At 68.6% G+C, this 15,609-nt stretch carries 13 protein-coding genes and 3 tRNA genes; 5 read left to right on the top strand and 11 right to left on the bottom strand.

Features of this window, described 5'->3' with window-relative positions; all coding sequences use genetic code 11:
* Nucleotides 1-39 precede the first annotated feature (39 nt).
* From N5079_RS14455 to leuC, 4 genes are read right to left on the bottom strand one after another with little or no spacing between them, the layout of a single operon-like run.
* On the bottom strand, nt 40-339 hold the full coding sequence (locus N5079_RS14455; RefSeq protein ID WP_261584248.1) for an HU family DNA-binding protein: 300 nt from the start codon (nt 337-339) through the stop codon (nt 40-42).
* Nucleotides 340-389: 50 nt separating this feature from the next.
* Nucleotides 390-650 carry a hypothetical protein gene (locus N5079_RS14450; RefSeq protein WP_261584247.1) on the bottom strand — a complete coding sequence of 87 codons (261 nt, stop codon included), beginning with the start codon at nt 648-650 and terminating at the stop codon, nt 390-392.
* Nucleotides 629-1,216, bottom strand: coding sequence for a 3-isopropylmalate dehydratase small subunit (gene leuD, locus N5079_RS14445; RefSeq protein ID WP_261584246.1), 588 nt, complete (start codon nt 1,214-1,216; stop codon nt 629-631). Before leuD ends, N5079_RS14450 begins: the two co-directional genes overlap by 22 nt.
* A 32-nt stretch (nt 1,217-1,248) precedes the next feature.
* Nucleotides 1,249-2,634, bottom strand: a complete 1,386-nt coding sequence (gene leuC / locus N5079_RS14440) for a 3-isopropylmalate dehydratase large subunit (RefSeq protein WP_261584245.1) — start codon at nt 2,632-2,634, stop codon at nt 1,249-1,251.
* A gap of 135 nt (nt 2,635-2,769) precedes the next feature.
* Between leuC and N5079_RS14435 the strand changes: the two genes are divergently transcribed.
* Together N5079_RS14435 and N5079_RS14430 are read left to right on the top strand one after the other, a co-directional pair.
* Nucleotides 2,770-3,486 carry an IclR family transcriptional regulator gene (locus N5079_RS14435; RefSeq protein ID WP_261584244.1) on the top strand — a complete coding sequence of 239 codons (717 nt, stop codon included), beginning with the start codon at nt 2,770-2,772 and terminating at the stop codon, nt 3,484-3,486.
* 36 nt (nt 3,487-3,522) lie between these two features.
* Nucleotides 3,523-5,238 (top strand): hypothetical protein, encoded by a 1,716-nt coding sequence (locus tag N5079_RS14430; protein WP_261584243.1) that lies wholly within the window; start codon nt 3,523-3,525, stop codon nt 5,236-5,238.
* Here N5079_RS14430 and N5079_RS14425 read toward each other — a convergent pair.
* From N5079_RS14425 to N5079_RS14410, 4 genes are all read right to left on the bottom strand, one after another.
* Nucleotides 5,216-5,725, bottom strand: a complete 510-nt coding sequence (locus tag N5079_RS14425) for a PaaI family thioesterase (protein ID WP_261584242.1) — start codon at nt 5,723-5,725, stop codon at nt 5,216-5,218. The genes N5079_RS14430 and N5079_RS14425 overlap by 23 nt on opposite strands.
* A gap of 373 nt (nt 5,726-6,098) precedes the next feature.
* Nucleotides 6,099-6,171, bottom strand: a tRNA-Glu gene (locus N5079_RS14420).
* 8 nt (nt 6,172-6,179) lie between these two features.
* Nucleotides 6,180-6,255: transfer RNA gene (locus N5079_RS14415), tRNA-Glu, on the bottom strand.
* Nucleotides 6,256-6,305: 50 nt separating this feature from the next.
* Nucleotides 6,306-6,377: transfer RNA gene (locus N5079_RS14410), tRNA-Gln, on the bottom strand.
* Between the two features lie 172 nt (nt 6,378-6,549).
* On the opposite strand from N5079_RS14410, the gene N5079_RS14405 reads away from it, so the two are divergent.
* On the top strand, nt 6,550-8,529 hold the full coding sequence (locus tag N5079_RS14405) for a M3 family metallopeptidase (RefSeq protein ID WP_261584241.1): 1,980 nt from the start codon (nt 6,550-6,552) through the stop codon (nt 8,527-8,529).
* A gap of 337 nt (nt 8,530-8,866) precedes the next feature.
* Here N5079_RS14405 and gltX read toward each other — a convergent pair whose 3' ends face one another.
* Both gltX and N5079_RS14395 read right to left on the bottom strand, forming a co-directional pair.
* Nucleotides 8,867-10,198: a glutamate--tRNA ligase gene (gene gltX / locus N5079_RS14400; RefSeq protein WP_261584268.1), complete on the bottom strand. Its 1,332-nt coding sequence runs from the start codon at nt 10,196-10,198 to the stop codon at nt 8,867-8,869.
* Between the two features lie 28 nt (nt 10,199-10,226).
* Nucleotides 10,227-10,997 carry a fumarylacetoacetate hydrolase family protein gene (locus N5079_RS14395; protein WP_261584239.1) on the bottom strand — a complete coding sequence of 257 codons (771 nt, stop codon included), beginning with the start codon at nt 10,995-10,997 and terminating at the stop codon, nt 10,227-10,229.
* 351 nt (nt 10,998-11,348) lie between these two features.
* Between N5079_RS14395 and N5079_RS14390 the strand changes: the two genes are divergently transcribed.
* Together N5079_RS14390 and N5079_RS14385 are read left to right on the top strand one after the other, a co-directional pair.
* Nucleotides 11,349-14,672 carry a YbhB/YbcL family Raf kinase inhibitor-like protein gene (locus N5079_RS14390; RefSeq protein WP_261584238.1) on the top strand — a complete coding sequence of 1,108 codons (3,324 nt, stop codon included), beginning with the start codon at nt 11,349-11,351 and terminating at the stop codon, nt 14,670-14,672.
* 214 nt (nt 14,673-14,886) lie between these two features.
* Complete coding sequence (locus tag N5079_RS14385) at nt 14,887-15,285, top strand: antibiotic biosynthesis monooxygenase family protein (RefSeq protein ID WP_261584237.1); 399 nt, start codon at nt 14,887-14,889, stop codon at nt 15,283-15,285.
* 25 nt (nt 15,286-15,310) lie between these two features.
* Here the strand turns inward: N5079_RS14385 and N5079_RS14380 are convergent, their stop codons facing one another.
* On the bottom strand, nt 15,311-15,460 hold the full coding sequence (locus N5079_RS14380) for a hypothetical protein (protein WP_261584235.1): 150 nt from the start codon (nt 15,458-15,460) through the stop codon (nt 15,311-15,313).
* Nucleotides 15,461-15,609: the final 149 nt, after the last annotated feature.

Raw genomic sequence — 15,609 nt, 5'->3', positions numbered from 1 at the left:
GGTCGAGACCGGACGCCGTTCATGGCTCTGATTGGCCGCCTACTTCTTCTTGGCGGACGCCTTCCCTCCGGCGTTCACCTGGTCCCTGAAATCGGCGCCCGGGCGGAACTTCGGGGCCCAGCTCTCCGCCACCTTGATCGGGTCGCCGGTCGAGGGGTTGCGAGCCGTACGGGCGGGCTTGTGCACCATCTCAAAGGCGCCGAAGCCGGTGATCGAGACCTTGTCACCACTGGCGACGGCGTTCTGAATGGCGTCGAGCACCGCGTTGACCGCCTCGGTGGCCGTCTTCCTGTCACCGACGCGGTCAGCGATCGCGTCGACGAGTTCCTTCTTGTTCATTTGGTTCCTCCCCCTTACGCGCTTGAAATTAGGGGACGAGGGCGCGGGACTCAATCACCGGGGGGCATGTTTCGCCTGCTCGGCGTGTCGAATGTGCCGTCCAGGTAGGCGATGAAGGCGTCCAGCCGGGCGGCCGCATGGGCTATGTCCCGTTTTGCCACGTCACAGATTGCGAGCAGCCGACGCGTCAGGCGTGCCCGGTCCTCCTGTGGTAAGGCTAACGCCCTGACGCGGCGATGCGCATCACGCAGTCGCCGCGCCAGCAGGTCATCCGGACTCTGAAGATCGTTCAGACGGTCGTCGGCAGCCATGGCTGCCGTCCATTCTCGTACTCCTGGATGTCATCGGCGTGACGCAGGGTCAGGCCGATGTCGTCCAGGCCCTCAATGAGCCGCCACCGTGTGTAGTCGTCAATCTCGAACGGCACGGCCACGTCGCCGAAACGGACCTCCTTGGCGTCCAGATCGACGGTGATCTCCTTGGCCGGGTCGGCCTCGACCTCGGCCTGGAGACGCTCGACGACCTCCTCGGGCAGCACGACCGGCAGCAGGCCCATCTTGGTGGAGTTGTTCCGGAAGATGTCGCCGAACCGGGAGGAGATCACGACGCGGAAGCCGTACTGCTGGAGCGCCCAGACCGCGTGCTCCCGGGAGGACCCGGTGCCGAAGTCCGGCCCCGAGACGAGGATCGACGCGCCGGCGTAGGCCGGGTCGTTCAGGACGAAGGACGGGTCCTCCCGCCAGGCGGCGAACAGGCCCTTCTCGAAGCCGGTACGGCTGACCTGCTTGAGCCAGACGGCCGGGATGATCTGGTCGGTGTCGACGTTGCTGCGGCGCAGCGGCACGGCCCGGCCGGTGTGGGTGGTGAAGGCATCCATGATTGATCTTTCCTAGGGACGGAACGGCCGGGTCAGAGGTCGGCGGGCGCGGTGAGCCGGCCGGTGACGGCGGTCGCGGCGGCGACCTGCGGCGACACCAGGTGGGTGCGGCCACCCTTGCCCTGGCGGCCCTCGAAGTTGCGGTTGGAGGTCGAGGCGCTGCGCTCGCCCGGCTTGAGCGTGTCCGGGTTCATGCCCAGGCACATCGAGCAGCCGGCCTCGCGCCACTCCGCTCCGGCGGCCTTGAACACCTGGTCCAGGCCCTCCTCCTCGGCGGCCTTCTTGACCTGCATCGAGCCGGGGACGATCAGCGTGCGCGTGACGACCGTACGGCCGCGCAGGACGTCGGCGGCGGCGCGCAGGTCCTCGAGGCGGCCGTTGGTGCAGGAGCCGACGAAGACGGTGTCCACCTGGACGTCCCGCAGCGGCGTGCCCGCCGTCAGGCCCATGTACTCCAGGGCCCGCTCGGCCGCCGACCGCTGCACGGGGTCCGCGAAGTCCTCCGGGGACGGTACGGCGGAGCCGAGCGGAGCGCCCTGGCCCGGGTTCGTGCCCCAGGTCACGAACGGCGTCAGCGTCGAGGCGTCGATCTCCACGACCTTGTCGAACTCGGCGTCGTCGTCGGTGCGAAGGGTCTTCCAGTAGGCGACGGCCTCGTCCCACGCGGCTCCGGCCGGCGCGTGGGGCCGCCCGCGGAGGTATTCGAACGTCGTCTCGTCCGGCGCGATCATTCCCGCCCTGGCACCGGCCTCGATCGACATGTTGCAGATCGTCATCCGGCCCTCCATGGAGAGCTTGCGGACGGCCTCGCCGCGGTACTCGACGATGTAGCCCTGGCCGCCGCCCGTGCCGATCTTGGCGATGATGGCGAGGATCAGGTCCTTGGCCGTCACGCCGACCGGCAACTCGCCCTTGACCTCGATGGCCATCGTCTTGGGCCGGTAGGCGGGCAGCGTCTGGGTCGCCAGCACGTGCTCGACCTCGGAGGTGCCGATGCCGAACGCGATGCCGCCGAAGGCGCCGTGCGTGGAGGTGTGGGAGTCGCCGCAGACGATCGTCATGCCGGGCTGCGTCAGGCCGAACTGCGGGCCGATGATGTGCACGACCCCCTGACCGGCGTCGCCCATCGGGTGCAGCCGGATCCCGAATTCGGCGGTGTTCTTCCGCAGCGTCTCCACCTGGGTCCGCGAGACCGGGTCCGAGATCGGGCCGAGCACGGTCGGGACGTTGTGGTCCTCGGTGGCGATGGTGAGCTCGGGGCGGCGCACCGTCCGGCCGCTGAGACGCAGACCATCGAACGCCTGCGGGCTGGTCACCTCGTGGATGAGGTGCAGGTCGATGTAGAGCAGGTCGGGCTCACCCTCGGCACGGCGGACGACGTGCTGCTCCCAGACCTTCTCGGCCAGTGTGCGACCCATGGTGTGACGCCTCCTTGCGTTCGAACCCCCGGACGTCTCTTATGATGAGACGGGAATATCGGGATATGGACACTCTATCGGGTGAATCCCGATATCGCGTTTGCATCTCGGATAGCGAGACGGCAGTATCGGGGTATGGACAACTCTAGCGGGGTCGGAGTACTCGACAAGGCAGTTCTCGTACTCAACGCTTTGGAGGCGGGCCCCGCTTCCCTGGCACAACTCGTCCAGGCGACCGGCCTCGCCAGGCCCACGGCGCACAGGCTCGCGGTCGCGCTTGAGCATCACCGCATCGTCTCCCGCGACACGCAGGGACGTTTCATTCTGGGCCCCCGGCTGTCCGAGTTGTCCACCGCGGCCGGTGAGGACCGGCTGCTGGCGGTCGCCGGGCCGGTGCTCACCCAGCTCCGCGACCTCACCGGGGAGAGCGCCCAGCTCTACCGCCGCCAGGGCGACGAGCGCGTCTGCGTGGCCGCCGCCGAGCGTGCCAGCGGCCTGCGGGACACCGTGCCCGTGGGAGCGGCCCTCCCCATGACTGCGGGGTCGGCGGCGCAGATCCTGCTCGCCTGGGAGGAGCCCGACCGGCTGCACAGGGGCCTGCGGGGCGCCAAGTTCACCGCCGCCACCCTCGCCAGCGTGCGCAGGCGCGGCTGGGCCCACAGCATCGGAGAGCGCGAGCAGGGCGTGGCCAGCGTCTCCGCCCCGATCCGCGGCATCGGCGGCAAGGTCATCGCCGCCGTCTCCGTCTCCGGGCCGATCGAACGCCTCACCCGGACCCCGGGCCGCATGCACGCCGCCCCCGTCGTGTCCGCCGCCGAAAGGATCACAGAGGCGATGCGGCGGGCTAACTGATTAGAGAGCGGCCGCCGTTAGCCCTAGGCTGGCGGGGTGACAGATCGCATTGAGGCAGCCGCCGCTGAACTGCGTCCCCTGCTCCAAGAATTCATCCTCTGGGCGCCCGCCAACGCACCCGGCAGTGATCCCGACCTCGTGGGGCCGGCCGTCCTGTGGCACCGGTTGATCGTCCGCGACGACGTCGGGTTGTGGAAGCGTGGCGATCTGCGCACTGTGTTGCTCGAACGCATGCCTCAGGTTGTCGAGGACCCCGACGCCGCCGCCGACGGCATGGTGCCGGCGCTCCGGTCGTACCTGACCTTCCTGTCCTCGACGGGCCGGCTGACGCCCGGCTCCGACTCGCTGGACACGCTCCTCGCGGAGCTGGACGAGGTGGAGGACGACTTCGTCGACGCGATGGAGGACGCCATCGCCGAGCGGGACTGGGACGAGGAGGAGGACGAGCTCGAAGAGGGCGACGAGGACGAGAGCCTCGGCGACTTCGAGCCGTTCGCCGACGAGATCGCCGACCTCCCGACAATCCGGCTCCGGCCGGACGTCGAGCTCGCCGAGGCGGCCCGCCAGGCCCCCCTCATCGCCCAGGCCCGCGACCTGGCCCTCTGGGTCGGCACCGGCCGCAAGGTCGGCGAGGAGACGCTCCTGTCCGACGAAGCGGTGCGGGAGGCCGTCACGGCCCTCGGGCTGTCCGAGCCGCAGGCCCTGTGGAACATCTGGAACCTCGCCATCGACCTGGAGTTCCTCGCCCCCGACGGCGACGACACGGTCAGCGTCGACTCCGACACCGCCGCCTGGCCGTTCGAGGACGACGAGGATGTGCTGGACGCCTGGATGCTCGGCCTCCACTCGATCGACTACGGCGACCCCGAGCTCGACGACGACGATTTGACGCTGGCGCTGTCCGGGCTGACTCGAGCCCTGCTGGCCCGGGTCCTCGTCAACGGCGGCTCCCGGTCGCTGGCCGAGCTCCGGGACGAGCTGGCCGAGGCCGTGGCCGAGTACGACGACCTCGGTCCGGACGCCTGGTCCGCCGCCGGCGACCCGCTCGCGCCCGTCCTCGCCTGGCTGACCGGCTACGGCATGGTCACGGTCGAGGACGGCGCTGAGGGCGGGGTCGTGACGCTGACGCCGCTCGGCACCGAGGGCGTCGTGCACCTCGTGGACGACGCGGACATCGAGGTCGACGCGCGTCCCGCCATCGACGCCATGACGGCCCTCGACCTGTTGTCGTTCAGCGCCGACATGTCCGAGGAGGAGGCCGACGCCGAGTTCGCCGCGTGGCTGGCCCTCCGGGAGCCCGCTCAGGCCGCCTCCGAGCTGCTGGCGGCCGCCGCGGAGGACGAGGCCGACGCCCTCGTCCGGGTCCAGGCCGCCAGTCTCGTGGGCTCACTCGGCGAGGTCGCCATACCGGCCTGGCTGGAGGCGCTCAAGGAGCCGTCGCTCCGGCCGTACGCCGCGACCCACCTGACCCAGCTCGACGTCGAGGACGCCCCCGAGCCGACCCAGGCGGACACCCACTGGCTGATCCTCGACATGTGGACCATCTCGGCCGGTCTGGGACGGCCCGAGTTCGTGAGCAGCCTGGACGACATCGGGCCCGCCCAGCGGCTCATCGAGCTCCTCGACGTGATCTGGAAGGTCCCTCACCCGCATCTGGAGGAGCTGCTGGAGGCGGTCGGCGACGCCCACCCGGACAGGCAGGTGGGCAAGGCCGCCAAGCGGGCGCTGTTCAAGGCGCGATCGAGAAAATAGCGCAGGTCGTCGTGCCGTGGGCGTAGAGCTTGCCGTCGTTCGCGCCCACGAGCCGCGCCTCCGCGGTCGCGACGGTCCTTCCCACGTGTACGGCTTTCGCCTCGCACCGCAGAACCCCGGTGTGGGCGAAGGCCGGCCGCACCATGTGGACTCCCAGCTGGGTGGTCGTGTAAGCCCGCCCTGCGGGCAGGCGGGACATGACCGCGCAGCCGAGGGCCGAGTCGAGCAGGGTGGCGTAGTAGCCGCCGTGGATGGAGCCCAGCGGGTTGTACTGGTGCTCGCCGGTCTCCCCTTCGAAGATCGCGACCCCCGGCTCCACGTGGACGAGTGTGAAGCCGAGAGTGCCCGCGATCGGGGGCGGCGGGATCGTGCCGTCCATGAGGGCCTGGAGGAACTCCAGCCCGCTCAGGTCCGCGGGAGGCGTCGTCGGCGTCGCCCAGGTATGGGTACGCGAGTTCAGGGTCGTCGTCTTAACGGTCGGCGTCATGGGTCTGATTTTGGAACCCAGCACGCCCCGACCGCAAACGCGAGAACCCCCGGCAGCGAGTGCCGAGGGTCCTTGAGGTAGCGACCGGATTCGCGCCCGCGCAGCGGGCCATGAACAGGGCGCGGCGTCCCGTAACGGCGAGAACCCCCGGCAAAGGATGCCGAGGGTTCTTGAGGTAGCGACCGGATTCGCGCCCGCGCAGCGGGCCATGAACAGGGCGCGGCGTCCCGTAACGGCGAGAACCCCCGGCAAAAGGATGCCGAGGGTCCTTGAGGTAGCACCGGATTCGCGCCCGCGCAGCGGGCCATGAACAGGGCGCGGCGTCCCGTAACGGCGAGAACCCCCGGCAAAAGGATGCCGAGGGTTCTTGAGGTAGCCCCGACCGGATTCGAACCGGCGCTACCGCCTTGAGAGGGCGGCGTCCTAGGCCACTAGACGACGGAGCCTTGCAGTGTGGTAGTCCCGAGCGGATTCGAACCGCCGCTACCGCCTTGAGAGGGCGGCGTCCTGGGCCACTAGACGACGGGACCTTGCACTGCGCTGTTTTCTATCCAGCAGAATCCCTTGTGGGGGGATCCAGCTGGGGTACCAGGACTCGAACCTAGACTAGCTGAACCAGAATCAGCCGGGCTGCCAATTACCCCATACCCCATCTGCTCGCGGAACCCGTGGGCCCCGCTTGCGACTCCGAAAGAATAGCCCAGCTTGGGACCCACTACCAAAACGATTGCGGCGTGCCCCGCGATCTCGTCTCCGGGCTCCTCTGTGTAAGGCTGGGGACACACGCCATCACCGCGCCAGCACCACGTGAGGAGCCGCCAGAGATGACCTCGGCCGCGAACCCCTTTCTGAGCCCCAGCACCCTGCCCTACCAGCTGCCTCCCTTCCAGGAGATCAGGGAGGAGCACTACGGGCCGGCGTTCGAGCAGGGCATGGCGGAGCACCTCGCCGAGGTCGCGGCGATCGCGGACAACCCGGAGCCGCCGACGTTCGAGAACACGATCGAGGCACTGGAGCGGTCCGGGCGGCTACTCGACCGGGTCTCCGCGGTGTTCTTCAACCAGGCGTCCTCCGACACGACACCGGGCGTCCAGGAGATCCAGAAGGACGTCACGCCCAAGCTGGCCAAGCACGCCGACGCCGTCCACCTCAACGCCAGGCTCTTCGCCCGCATCCGGGCGGTCGAGGCGGCCGACGACGAGCAGCGGTGGCTGCTCGATCGCTACCTGACGGACTTCACGCGGGCGGGAGCCGTACTCGATCCCGTGGACCAGGAGCGGCTCAGGGAGCTCAACGAGCGGCTGTCCACGCTGGGGACGACGTTCCAGCAGAACCTGCTCGCCGACACCAACGCACGCGCCGTCGTGGTGGACGACGTGGCGGAGCTGGACGGCCTCTCGGCGGACGCGATCGAGGGGCTCCGGGAGACCGCCAAGGAGCGCGGGCTCGACGGCAGGCACCTCATCACGCTCGTCCTGCCGACCGGCCAGCCGGCCCTCTCCGAGCTGACGAACCGGTCGCTGCGCGAGCGCGTCCACGAGGCGTCCGTCGGCCGGGGCGCGGAGAACGCCGAGCTGATCACCGAGATGGCCGCGCTCCGCCGCGAACGGGCCAGGCTGCTCGGCTACGGGAACCACGCGGAGTACGTCCTGGCCGACCAGACCGCGGGGACCACTCAGGCCGTCACCGACATGCTGGACAGGCTCGTCCCGCCGGCGGTGGCCAACGCCCGCAAGGAGCAGTCCGACCTCGAAGAGCTCGCCGGGCATGCCGTACAGCCGTGGGACTGGTCCTTCTACGCCGAGAAGGTGCGCAAGGCGCGCTACGACATCGACAGCGCCCGGATGCGGCCCTACTTCGAGCTGAACACGGTCCTGGAGAAGGGCGTGTTCTACGCCGCCACGCGCCTGTACGGCGTCACCTTCACCGAGCGGGAGGACCTGCACGGTTACCACCCCGAGGTGCGGGTCTTCGAGGTCTTCGACGAGGACGGCGCGCCGATCGGCCTGTTCCTCGGCGACTTCCACGCGCGGGCCTCCAAGCGAGGCGGCGCGTGGATGAACAGCCTGGTCAAGCAGTCGGCCCTGGAAGGCTCCCGGCCGGTCGTGGTCAACAACCTGAACATCGTCAAGGGCGAGCCGACCCTGATGACGTTCGACGAGGTCAACACGATGTTCCACGAGTTCGGGCACGCGTTGCACGCGCTGTTCTCGGACGTGCGGTTCCCGCGCTTCTCGGGTACGGCGGTGCCGCGTGACTTCGTGGAGTATCCGTCGCAGGTGAACGAGATGTGGGCGACCGATCCCGAGATCCTGGCGAACTACGCGAAGCACCACGAGACCGGCGAGCCGATGCCGCGGGAGTTGGTCGAGCGGATGCTGGAGACGCAGAAGTTCAACCAGGGGTACGCGACGGTCGAGTATCTGGCCGCCACGTTGCTCGACTGGGCCTGGCACACGGCCTATACGGGCGGCGACGCGGAGGCGTTCGAGGCCGAGGCGCTACGGAGCGCCGGAGTGGATCTCCCGGCCGTGCCGCCCCGCTACCGCAGCACATACTTCGCCCACATCTGGGCGGGCGGCTACAGCGCGGGCTACTACTCCTACATCTGGAGCGAGGTGCTGGACGCGGACACGGTGGAGTGGTTCACGGAGAACGGCGGGCTGCGGCGCGAGAACGGCGACCGGTTCCGCCGGGAGCTGCTGTCCAGGGGCGGCAGCGTGGACGCGATGACCGCCTTCCGGAGCTTCCGCGGCAGGGAGCCGGAGATCACCCCCCTACTCACCCGCCGCGGCCTCCTCTAACCCCCTTGCACCAGCGCGATGAGGTGGCGGACCGCCCCCTGCGCGTGATCATGCACACTTTCCGCCGGAGGGCGGCCGGCCAGCCCACTCCCGTGTCGTGATCATGCACAAGTTCCCGCATTGCGCCTCCGACCTGCAATGACGCAGTCCGTGATCATGCACGCCAGGCCGTGCATGATCAGCGAAAGCGTTTTATCTGCCCAGGAGGTACGCCCAGGACCTCGTGCATGATCACGGGACGGGGCGCGGCAGCTCACGGGCACCTTCCAGGACCTCGTGCATGATCACGGGACGGGGCGCGGCAGCTCACGGGCCCCTTCCGGGAACCCGTGCATGATCACGCCGAGAGGGTGGTGAGAGCCGTGCGGATTCGGTCGAGGGACCGCTCGCGGCCAAGAACCTCGATCGACTCGAACAGCGGCAGGCCCACCGTCCGGCCCGTGATCGCCACGCGGACGGGGGCCTGGGCCTTGCCCAGCTTGAGACCGTGGGCGGCGCCGACCTCCTCCAGCGCCTCCTTCAGCCACTCCGCATGCCAGGTGATCAACTCCAGCCGCTCGGCGTACCCGGACAGGATCTCGGCCGCGCCGGGCTTCATCGCCTTATCCCAGGAGGCCTGGTCGAAGACGGGCTGGTCCAGGAACAAGAAGTCCACGTTGGCGGTGATCTCGGAGAGCACGGCCACCCTGGTCTGGGCCAGCCCCGCGACCTTGGCGAACACCTCGCGGTCCCACGACGGGTCCAGCCACGGCTCGCAGCGCGCGGTGAACACCTCAAGCGGCAGCGCCCGGATGTACTCGCCGTTGAAGGCCCGCAACTTCTTCTCGTCGAAGAACGCCGGGGACTGGTTGACGTCCTCCAGCCGGAACAGGGGCATCATCTCCGACCAGGGCATGATCTCCCGGTCGTCACCGGGGCCCCAGCCGAGCAGCATGAGGTAGTTGACCATCGCCTCCGCGAGGTACCCCTCGTCGCGGTAGGACTCCAGGGCGACCTTGTCGCGCCGCTTGGAGAGCTTCTGCCGCTTCTCGTTGACGATGACCGGGATGTGCGCCCAGACCGGAGGCTCCGTGCCCAGTGCCTCCCACAGGAGTTGCTGCTTCGGCGTGTTGGACAGGTGCTCCTCGGCCCGGACGACGTGGCTGATCCGCATCTCCATGTCGTCGACCACGTTGGCGAGGATGAACAGCGGCGAGCCGTCGCCGCGCACGATGACGAAGTCTTCCATCGCCGAGTTCGGAAACTCCACCCGCCCGCGGACCTTGTCGTCGACCACGGTGACGCCCTCGTCCGGCGTGCGGAACCGCACGGCGCCCTCGGTCAGGCCGCGGTCGCGGCAGAAGCCGTCGTACCCCTGGTGCTCGGAGCCGGTCCTGGCCTTGACGTCGTCGCGCGTGCACGTGCAGTGGTAGGCCCTGCCGTCCTTGAGCAGCTTGGCCGCCGCCTCGCGGTGCTGCTGCTCGTAGGCCGACTGGAAGTAGGGCCCCTCGAAGTGCGGCGAGTCGCCGTGGATGCCGATCCAGGCAAGGGCGGAGATGATGCCTTCGGTCCATTCCGGCCGGTTACGCGCCGCGTCGGTGTCCTCGATGCGGAGCACGAACGTGCCGCCGGACTGCTCGGCCAGGGCCCAGTTGAACAGCGCCGAACGGGCGCCGCCGACGTGGAACATGCCGGTGGGCGAAGGGGCGAAGCGCACCCTAATCACGTGAGATCACCCGGTTAGTTAGAGTTCCGATTCCTTCGATGCCGACGCTGACCTCGTCGCCGACGGCCAGCGGGCCGACCCCGGCGGGCGTGCCGGTCAGGATGACGTCGCCCGGGAGGAGGGTCATGACCGCGCTCACATGGGCGATGAGCGCCGGGATGTCGTGCAGCAGCCACGACGTGCGGCCGCTCTGCTTCAGCTCGCCGTTCACGGTCGTGGTGAGCGCGAGGTCGCCGGCGTCGAGCGAGGTCTCGATCCACGGGCCGAGCGGGCAGAACGTGTCGAAGCCCTTGGCCCGCGCCCACTGCCCGTCCTTCGACTGCAGGTCGCGAGCGGTCACGTCGTTGGCGCAGGTGTAGCCGAAGATCACGTCATTGGCGCGCTCGGCCGGCACCTCACGGCAGAGTCGTCCGATGACCACGGCCAGCTCTCCCTCGTAGTCGACACGCCGCGACAGCTTCTCCGGGTACGCGATGGACTCCCCCGGGCCGATCACGGACGTGCTGGGCTTGAGGAAGAGAACAGGCTCGTCCGGAGGCTCGGCGCCCATCTCTTTGGCGTGGTCGGCGTAGTTCCGCCCGATCGCGATCACCTTGCTCGGCAACATGGGCGCGACCACCCGGACCTCGGCGAGCGGATACCGCTCCCCCGTGAGCTGGACCCCGCCGAATGGGTGTCCGTCGATTCTGGCGATGACCTGCTCGCCCTCTTCCACCACTCCGAACGCGACCCCGTCGCCTGTGGAGAACCTCGCGATACGCACGTCACGAGCCTAGTGCCGATCCCCCGGTGACACGTTCGCCGACCGACCGGCCCACTGAGCTGCCATCTTCAGCGAACTTACAGCAAACGATCATAGATCCGACCTTCTTGCTATCCCTCCCTACGCCTTTACGGACCGCCCAAATGCCTACGGAAGGCTCCATCAGTCCTCTACCAGGGAAAGCCGTCACATCGTGCCATATTTCCGACGTGTTTCTCTGTTGGACGCAAGGTCCCCTTGACACCGCCCGTCACAAGTGATCCCATCAATCAAATCAAATGTTAGGAACCCTTCCTAACTATGCTCTCCCCTGCCCCCTCTCCCCCCACAGATCCAACAGCAGGAGGCTCCGTGAGATCTCCCACCCGAGCGCGGACACTCGTCGGCGCGCTCGCGGGCACGTTGATGCTCAGCATGCTGGCCGCCGTCCCCGCGTCGGCCGCCCCCACGAGGTACGAAGCTGAGAACGCCACCATCTCCCAGGGAATCCTGGAGACGACCCACACCGGCTTCTCCGGCACCGCCTACGTCAACGGCGACAACATCGCCGGTAGCTACACCGAGTTTACGATCAACGCCGCCGCCGCCGGAACAGCGACCATCGTGATCCGGTACTCCAACGGCACGACGCTCGGCCGGCCCGCGGACGTCGCCGTCAACGGCACCGTCGCGTCGGCGAACCGGCCGTTCGACAGCACCACGAACTGGGACACGTGGGCGAACTCCACGCTGACGGCCCCGGTCAACGCCGGGTCCAACACGATCCGGCTCACGGCGACCAGCGCGAACGGCAACCCGAACCTCGACTACATCGACGTCGACGTCGCCGCCACGCCTCCGCCTCCCTCGGGCAACGAGTACCAGGCCGAGAACGCCACGATCTCCCAGGGCGTCGTGGAGTCGAACCACCTCGGCTTCACCGGCACCGGCTTCGTCAACGGCGACAACGTGACGGGCTCGTACACCGAGTTCAACGTGAACGCGGCGACCGCCGGCAAGTACGACCTGGTCTTCCGTTACTCCAACGGCACAACGACCGACCGGCCCGGCACCATCACGGTGAACGGCACCGCGGTCGCCAGCAACGTGTCGTTCCCGAGCACCGTGGACTGGGACACCTGGGTGGACAAGACCATCACCGCCAACCTGGCGGCCGGGTCCAACCTGGTGCGTATCACCTCGACGACGGTGAACGGCAACCCCAACCTCGACAAGCTCACGGCCAACGCCGTCACCCCGCCTCCGCCGAGCAATGAGTACCAGGCCGAGGACGCCACGATCTCCCAGGGCGTCGTGGAGTCGAACCACCTCGGCTTCACCGGCACCGGCTTCGTCAACGGCGACAACGTGGCGGGCTCGTACACCGAGTTCAACGTGACCGCGGCGACCGCCGGCAACTACAGCCTGGTGTTCCGCTACTCCAACGGCACCACGATCGACCGGCCCGGCACCATCACGGTGAACGGCACCGCGGTCGCCAGCAACGTGTCGTTCCCCAGCACCACCAACTGGGACACCTGGGTGGACAAGACCATCACCGCGGGCCTGACCGCGGGATCCAACCTGGTTCGGATCACGTCCACGACCGTGAACGGCAACCCGAACCTCGACAAGCTGAGCACCTCGGCCCCGGCTGACAGCGAGTCGCCGACGCCTCCGTCGAACCTGCACGTCGTGGGTGACGTGCGGCCCAACGCGGTCGACCTCGCCTGGGACCCGTCCACCGACAACGTGGGCGTCTCCCTGTACAAGGTCTACAACGGCGGCAACGTGCTCGCCACCGTGGGCGGCAACGTCACCAGCACCACGGTGCCGAACCTGACGGCCAACACGCAGTACATCATCACGGTCCTCGCGTACGACGCCGCGGGCAACCCGTCGCAGGCCAGCAACCCGGTGAACATCACCACCCCGCCGAGCAACGACACCACGCCGCCGAGCACGCCGGCCAACCTGCGCGTGACCAACACCACGGCGAACACCATCACCCTGCAGTGGAACGCCTCCACCGACAACATCGGTGTGACCGGCTACAACGTCTACAAGGACGGCGCCAAGTTCGCGACCGTGCCCGACACGACCGCGACCGTCGACGGCCTGACCAGCGGAACGACCTACCAGTTCTCGGTCGAGGCGTTCGACGCCAACAACAACGTCTCCCCGCGTAGCGCCAACGTTCCCGGAACCCCGGGCGGCAGCGCCGGCGGCGGTGACCCGATCTACGACAAGGACGTCAACACGGCGATGGACCTGCCGTGGGGCATCACCTGGCTCCCCGACGGCAGTGCGCTGGTGGCCGAGCGCGACCGATTCGAGATCACCCGCGTCACCCTGAGCGGGCAGCGGACGGTCGTGGGCAAGATCACCGAAGCGGTGACGACGACCGGTGAGGGCGGCCTCCTCGGCCTCGCGGCCTCGCCGAACTTCGCGACCGACCACTACATCTACGCCTTCCACACGGCCGCCAGCGACAACCGTGTCGTCCGCTTCAAGTACGAGAACGGTGCCATCGGCGCCCGTGAGCCGCTCGTCACCGGCATCGCCAAGAACAAGTACCACAACGGTGGGCGCATCAAGTTCGGCCCCGACGGCTACCTGTACATCACCACCGGTGACGGCCAGGACGGCAACCGGGCGCAGGACCTCAACTCGCTCAACGGCAAGATCCTCCGCGTCACCACGACGGGCGCCGGCGCCCCCGGCAACCCGTTCCCGAGCGCGCCGCGCGTCTACTCCCTCGGCCACCGCAACCCGCAGGGCATCGCCTGGGACTCCCAGGGCCGCCTGTGGGAGGCCGAGTTCGGTGACAGCACGTGGGACGAGCTCAACCTGATCCAGCCGGGCAAGAACTACGGCTGGCCGAACTGCGAAGGCAAGTGCACCAACTCCGCCTACGTCAACCCGGTCCAGCAGTGGGACGTGGCCTCCGCGTCGCCGAGCGGCATCGAGATCGTGAATGACTGGATCTACATGGCGGCGGTCCGCGGTGAGCGCCTCTGGGTCATGCACATCAACGGCAACACCACCGACACGCCGCGCGCCTTCTTCAGCAGCCGGTGGGGCCGCCTCCGCACGGTCACCAAGACCCCCGACGGTGGTCTCTGGCTGACCAGCACCAACAACGACAAGAGCGGCGGCACTCCGTCGACCCTCGACAATGTCATCGTGCGGCTGAAGTTCCCGCCGCCGGCGTTGTCGCTGACCAGCACGGCGTTCGCCAACAACGGCACCATCCCGATCAAGTACACCTGCCAGCAGGACCACGTGGCGGGTAACGACATCTCGCCCCCGCTGGCCTGGGCCAACCCTCCGGCGGGCACCCAGAGCTACGCCATCGAGCTGGTTGACACCGCCAACAGCAACAAGCACTGGGTCATCTGGGACATCCCGGCCAGCAAGTCGTCTCTGCCCGAAGGCCTCGGTCTCGGCTACAACGTGCCGAACCAGTCGCCCGCCAAGCAGAAGGCGATGAGCACCGGGGACAAGTCGCTCCAGTACTTCGGGCCCTGCCCGGGCGGCTCCTCGCACAAGTACGAGTTCACGCTGTACGCCCTCAACGTCGCGACGTTGCCGGGTGTCAGCTCCAGCTCGTCGGTGGCCGCGGTGGAGACCGCGCTCCTGGCCAACGACATCGCCAGCGTGAAGCTGGCGGGCAACTCGTCCGCGGCCGTCTGACGGTACTGAACAACTGAACCACAACTGAATACGGTCGGCCGGGTCGGGTTCTCCCCGACCCGGCCGAGCCGTTCTCAGGGGGCGTGTTCAGCACGGCTTTTGACTCACGTGCGTACGGCCGCGCCGCGCGCGGTGGCACCGGACGGCCCCCGTATGGTGGTCCTGGTGGGCCGATCACGGGCCACGTCGAGGAACGAGTCGTTCGGGAGTCCATGTGCCTTCGGTCGTGAAGATCAACGTGCTGTCGGTGCCCGGAGAGATGCGCCAGGAGCTGGAGAAGCGGTTCGCCAACCGCGCCGGGATGGTCGAGTCGTCCGACGGGTTCGAGTGGTTCGAGCTCCTGCGGCCCGTCGAGGGAACGGACCGCTACCTCGTCTACACCCGCTGGCGGAGCGAGGAGGACTTCCAGCGCTGGCAGCAGAGCCAGGCGTTCCAGGCCGGCCACGCCCAGGCCGCGGCCGAAGCCCAGGGTCACGGCCACGGGCACGGACATGGGCAGGGCCAGACGCAAGGACAGGCGCAGGGGCACGGGCATGGGCAGGGCCCGGCCGCCTCGGGGTCTGAGCTGTGGACGTTCGAGGTCGTCGAAACCGCCGCCCCCAAGCAACCCTGACGCCTCGGGGGGCGCGAAGCGCCGGTCAGGCGTCGAGCGGGTTCGCTGCGATCCGCGCGCCGATCCCGCCGCCGACCCCCTCGCTCGCGGCGCTGTACGGCTTCCGCCTCGCCTGCTCCTCGAAGGAGGACAGGAACTCCTCGCCGAACCCGAGCCTCGGGTAGCGACCGATCACGTCTCGCCTGGCCTCCTGCGGGAACTCCTCCGGCCGCTCCCAAAGGGCTGCTGACGCCGCGAGCCGTCCTCAGGCCATGGATCAGTGAAGTCCGGCCAGGGGCTCTCATCGGATGCGCATCGTGTTGTTAACGATGTGACTGACGTGTC

The sequence above is a fragment of the Planotetraspora sp. A-T 1434 genome (assembly GCF_025420585.1).
Taxonomy (GTDB): domain Bacteria; phylum Actinomycetota; class Actinomycetes; order Streptosporangiales; family Streptosporangiaceae; genus JAOEGB01.
Note: the sequence above shows the minus strand (reverse complement) of the source record. Positions and strands in the feature narration are given on the sequence as shown.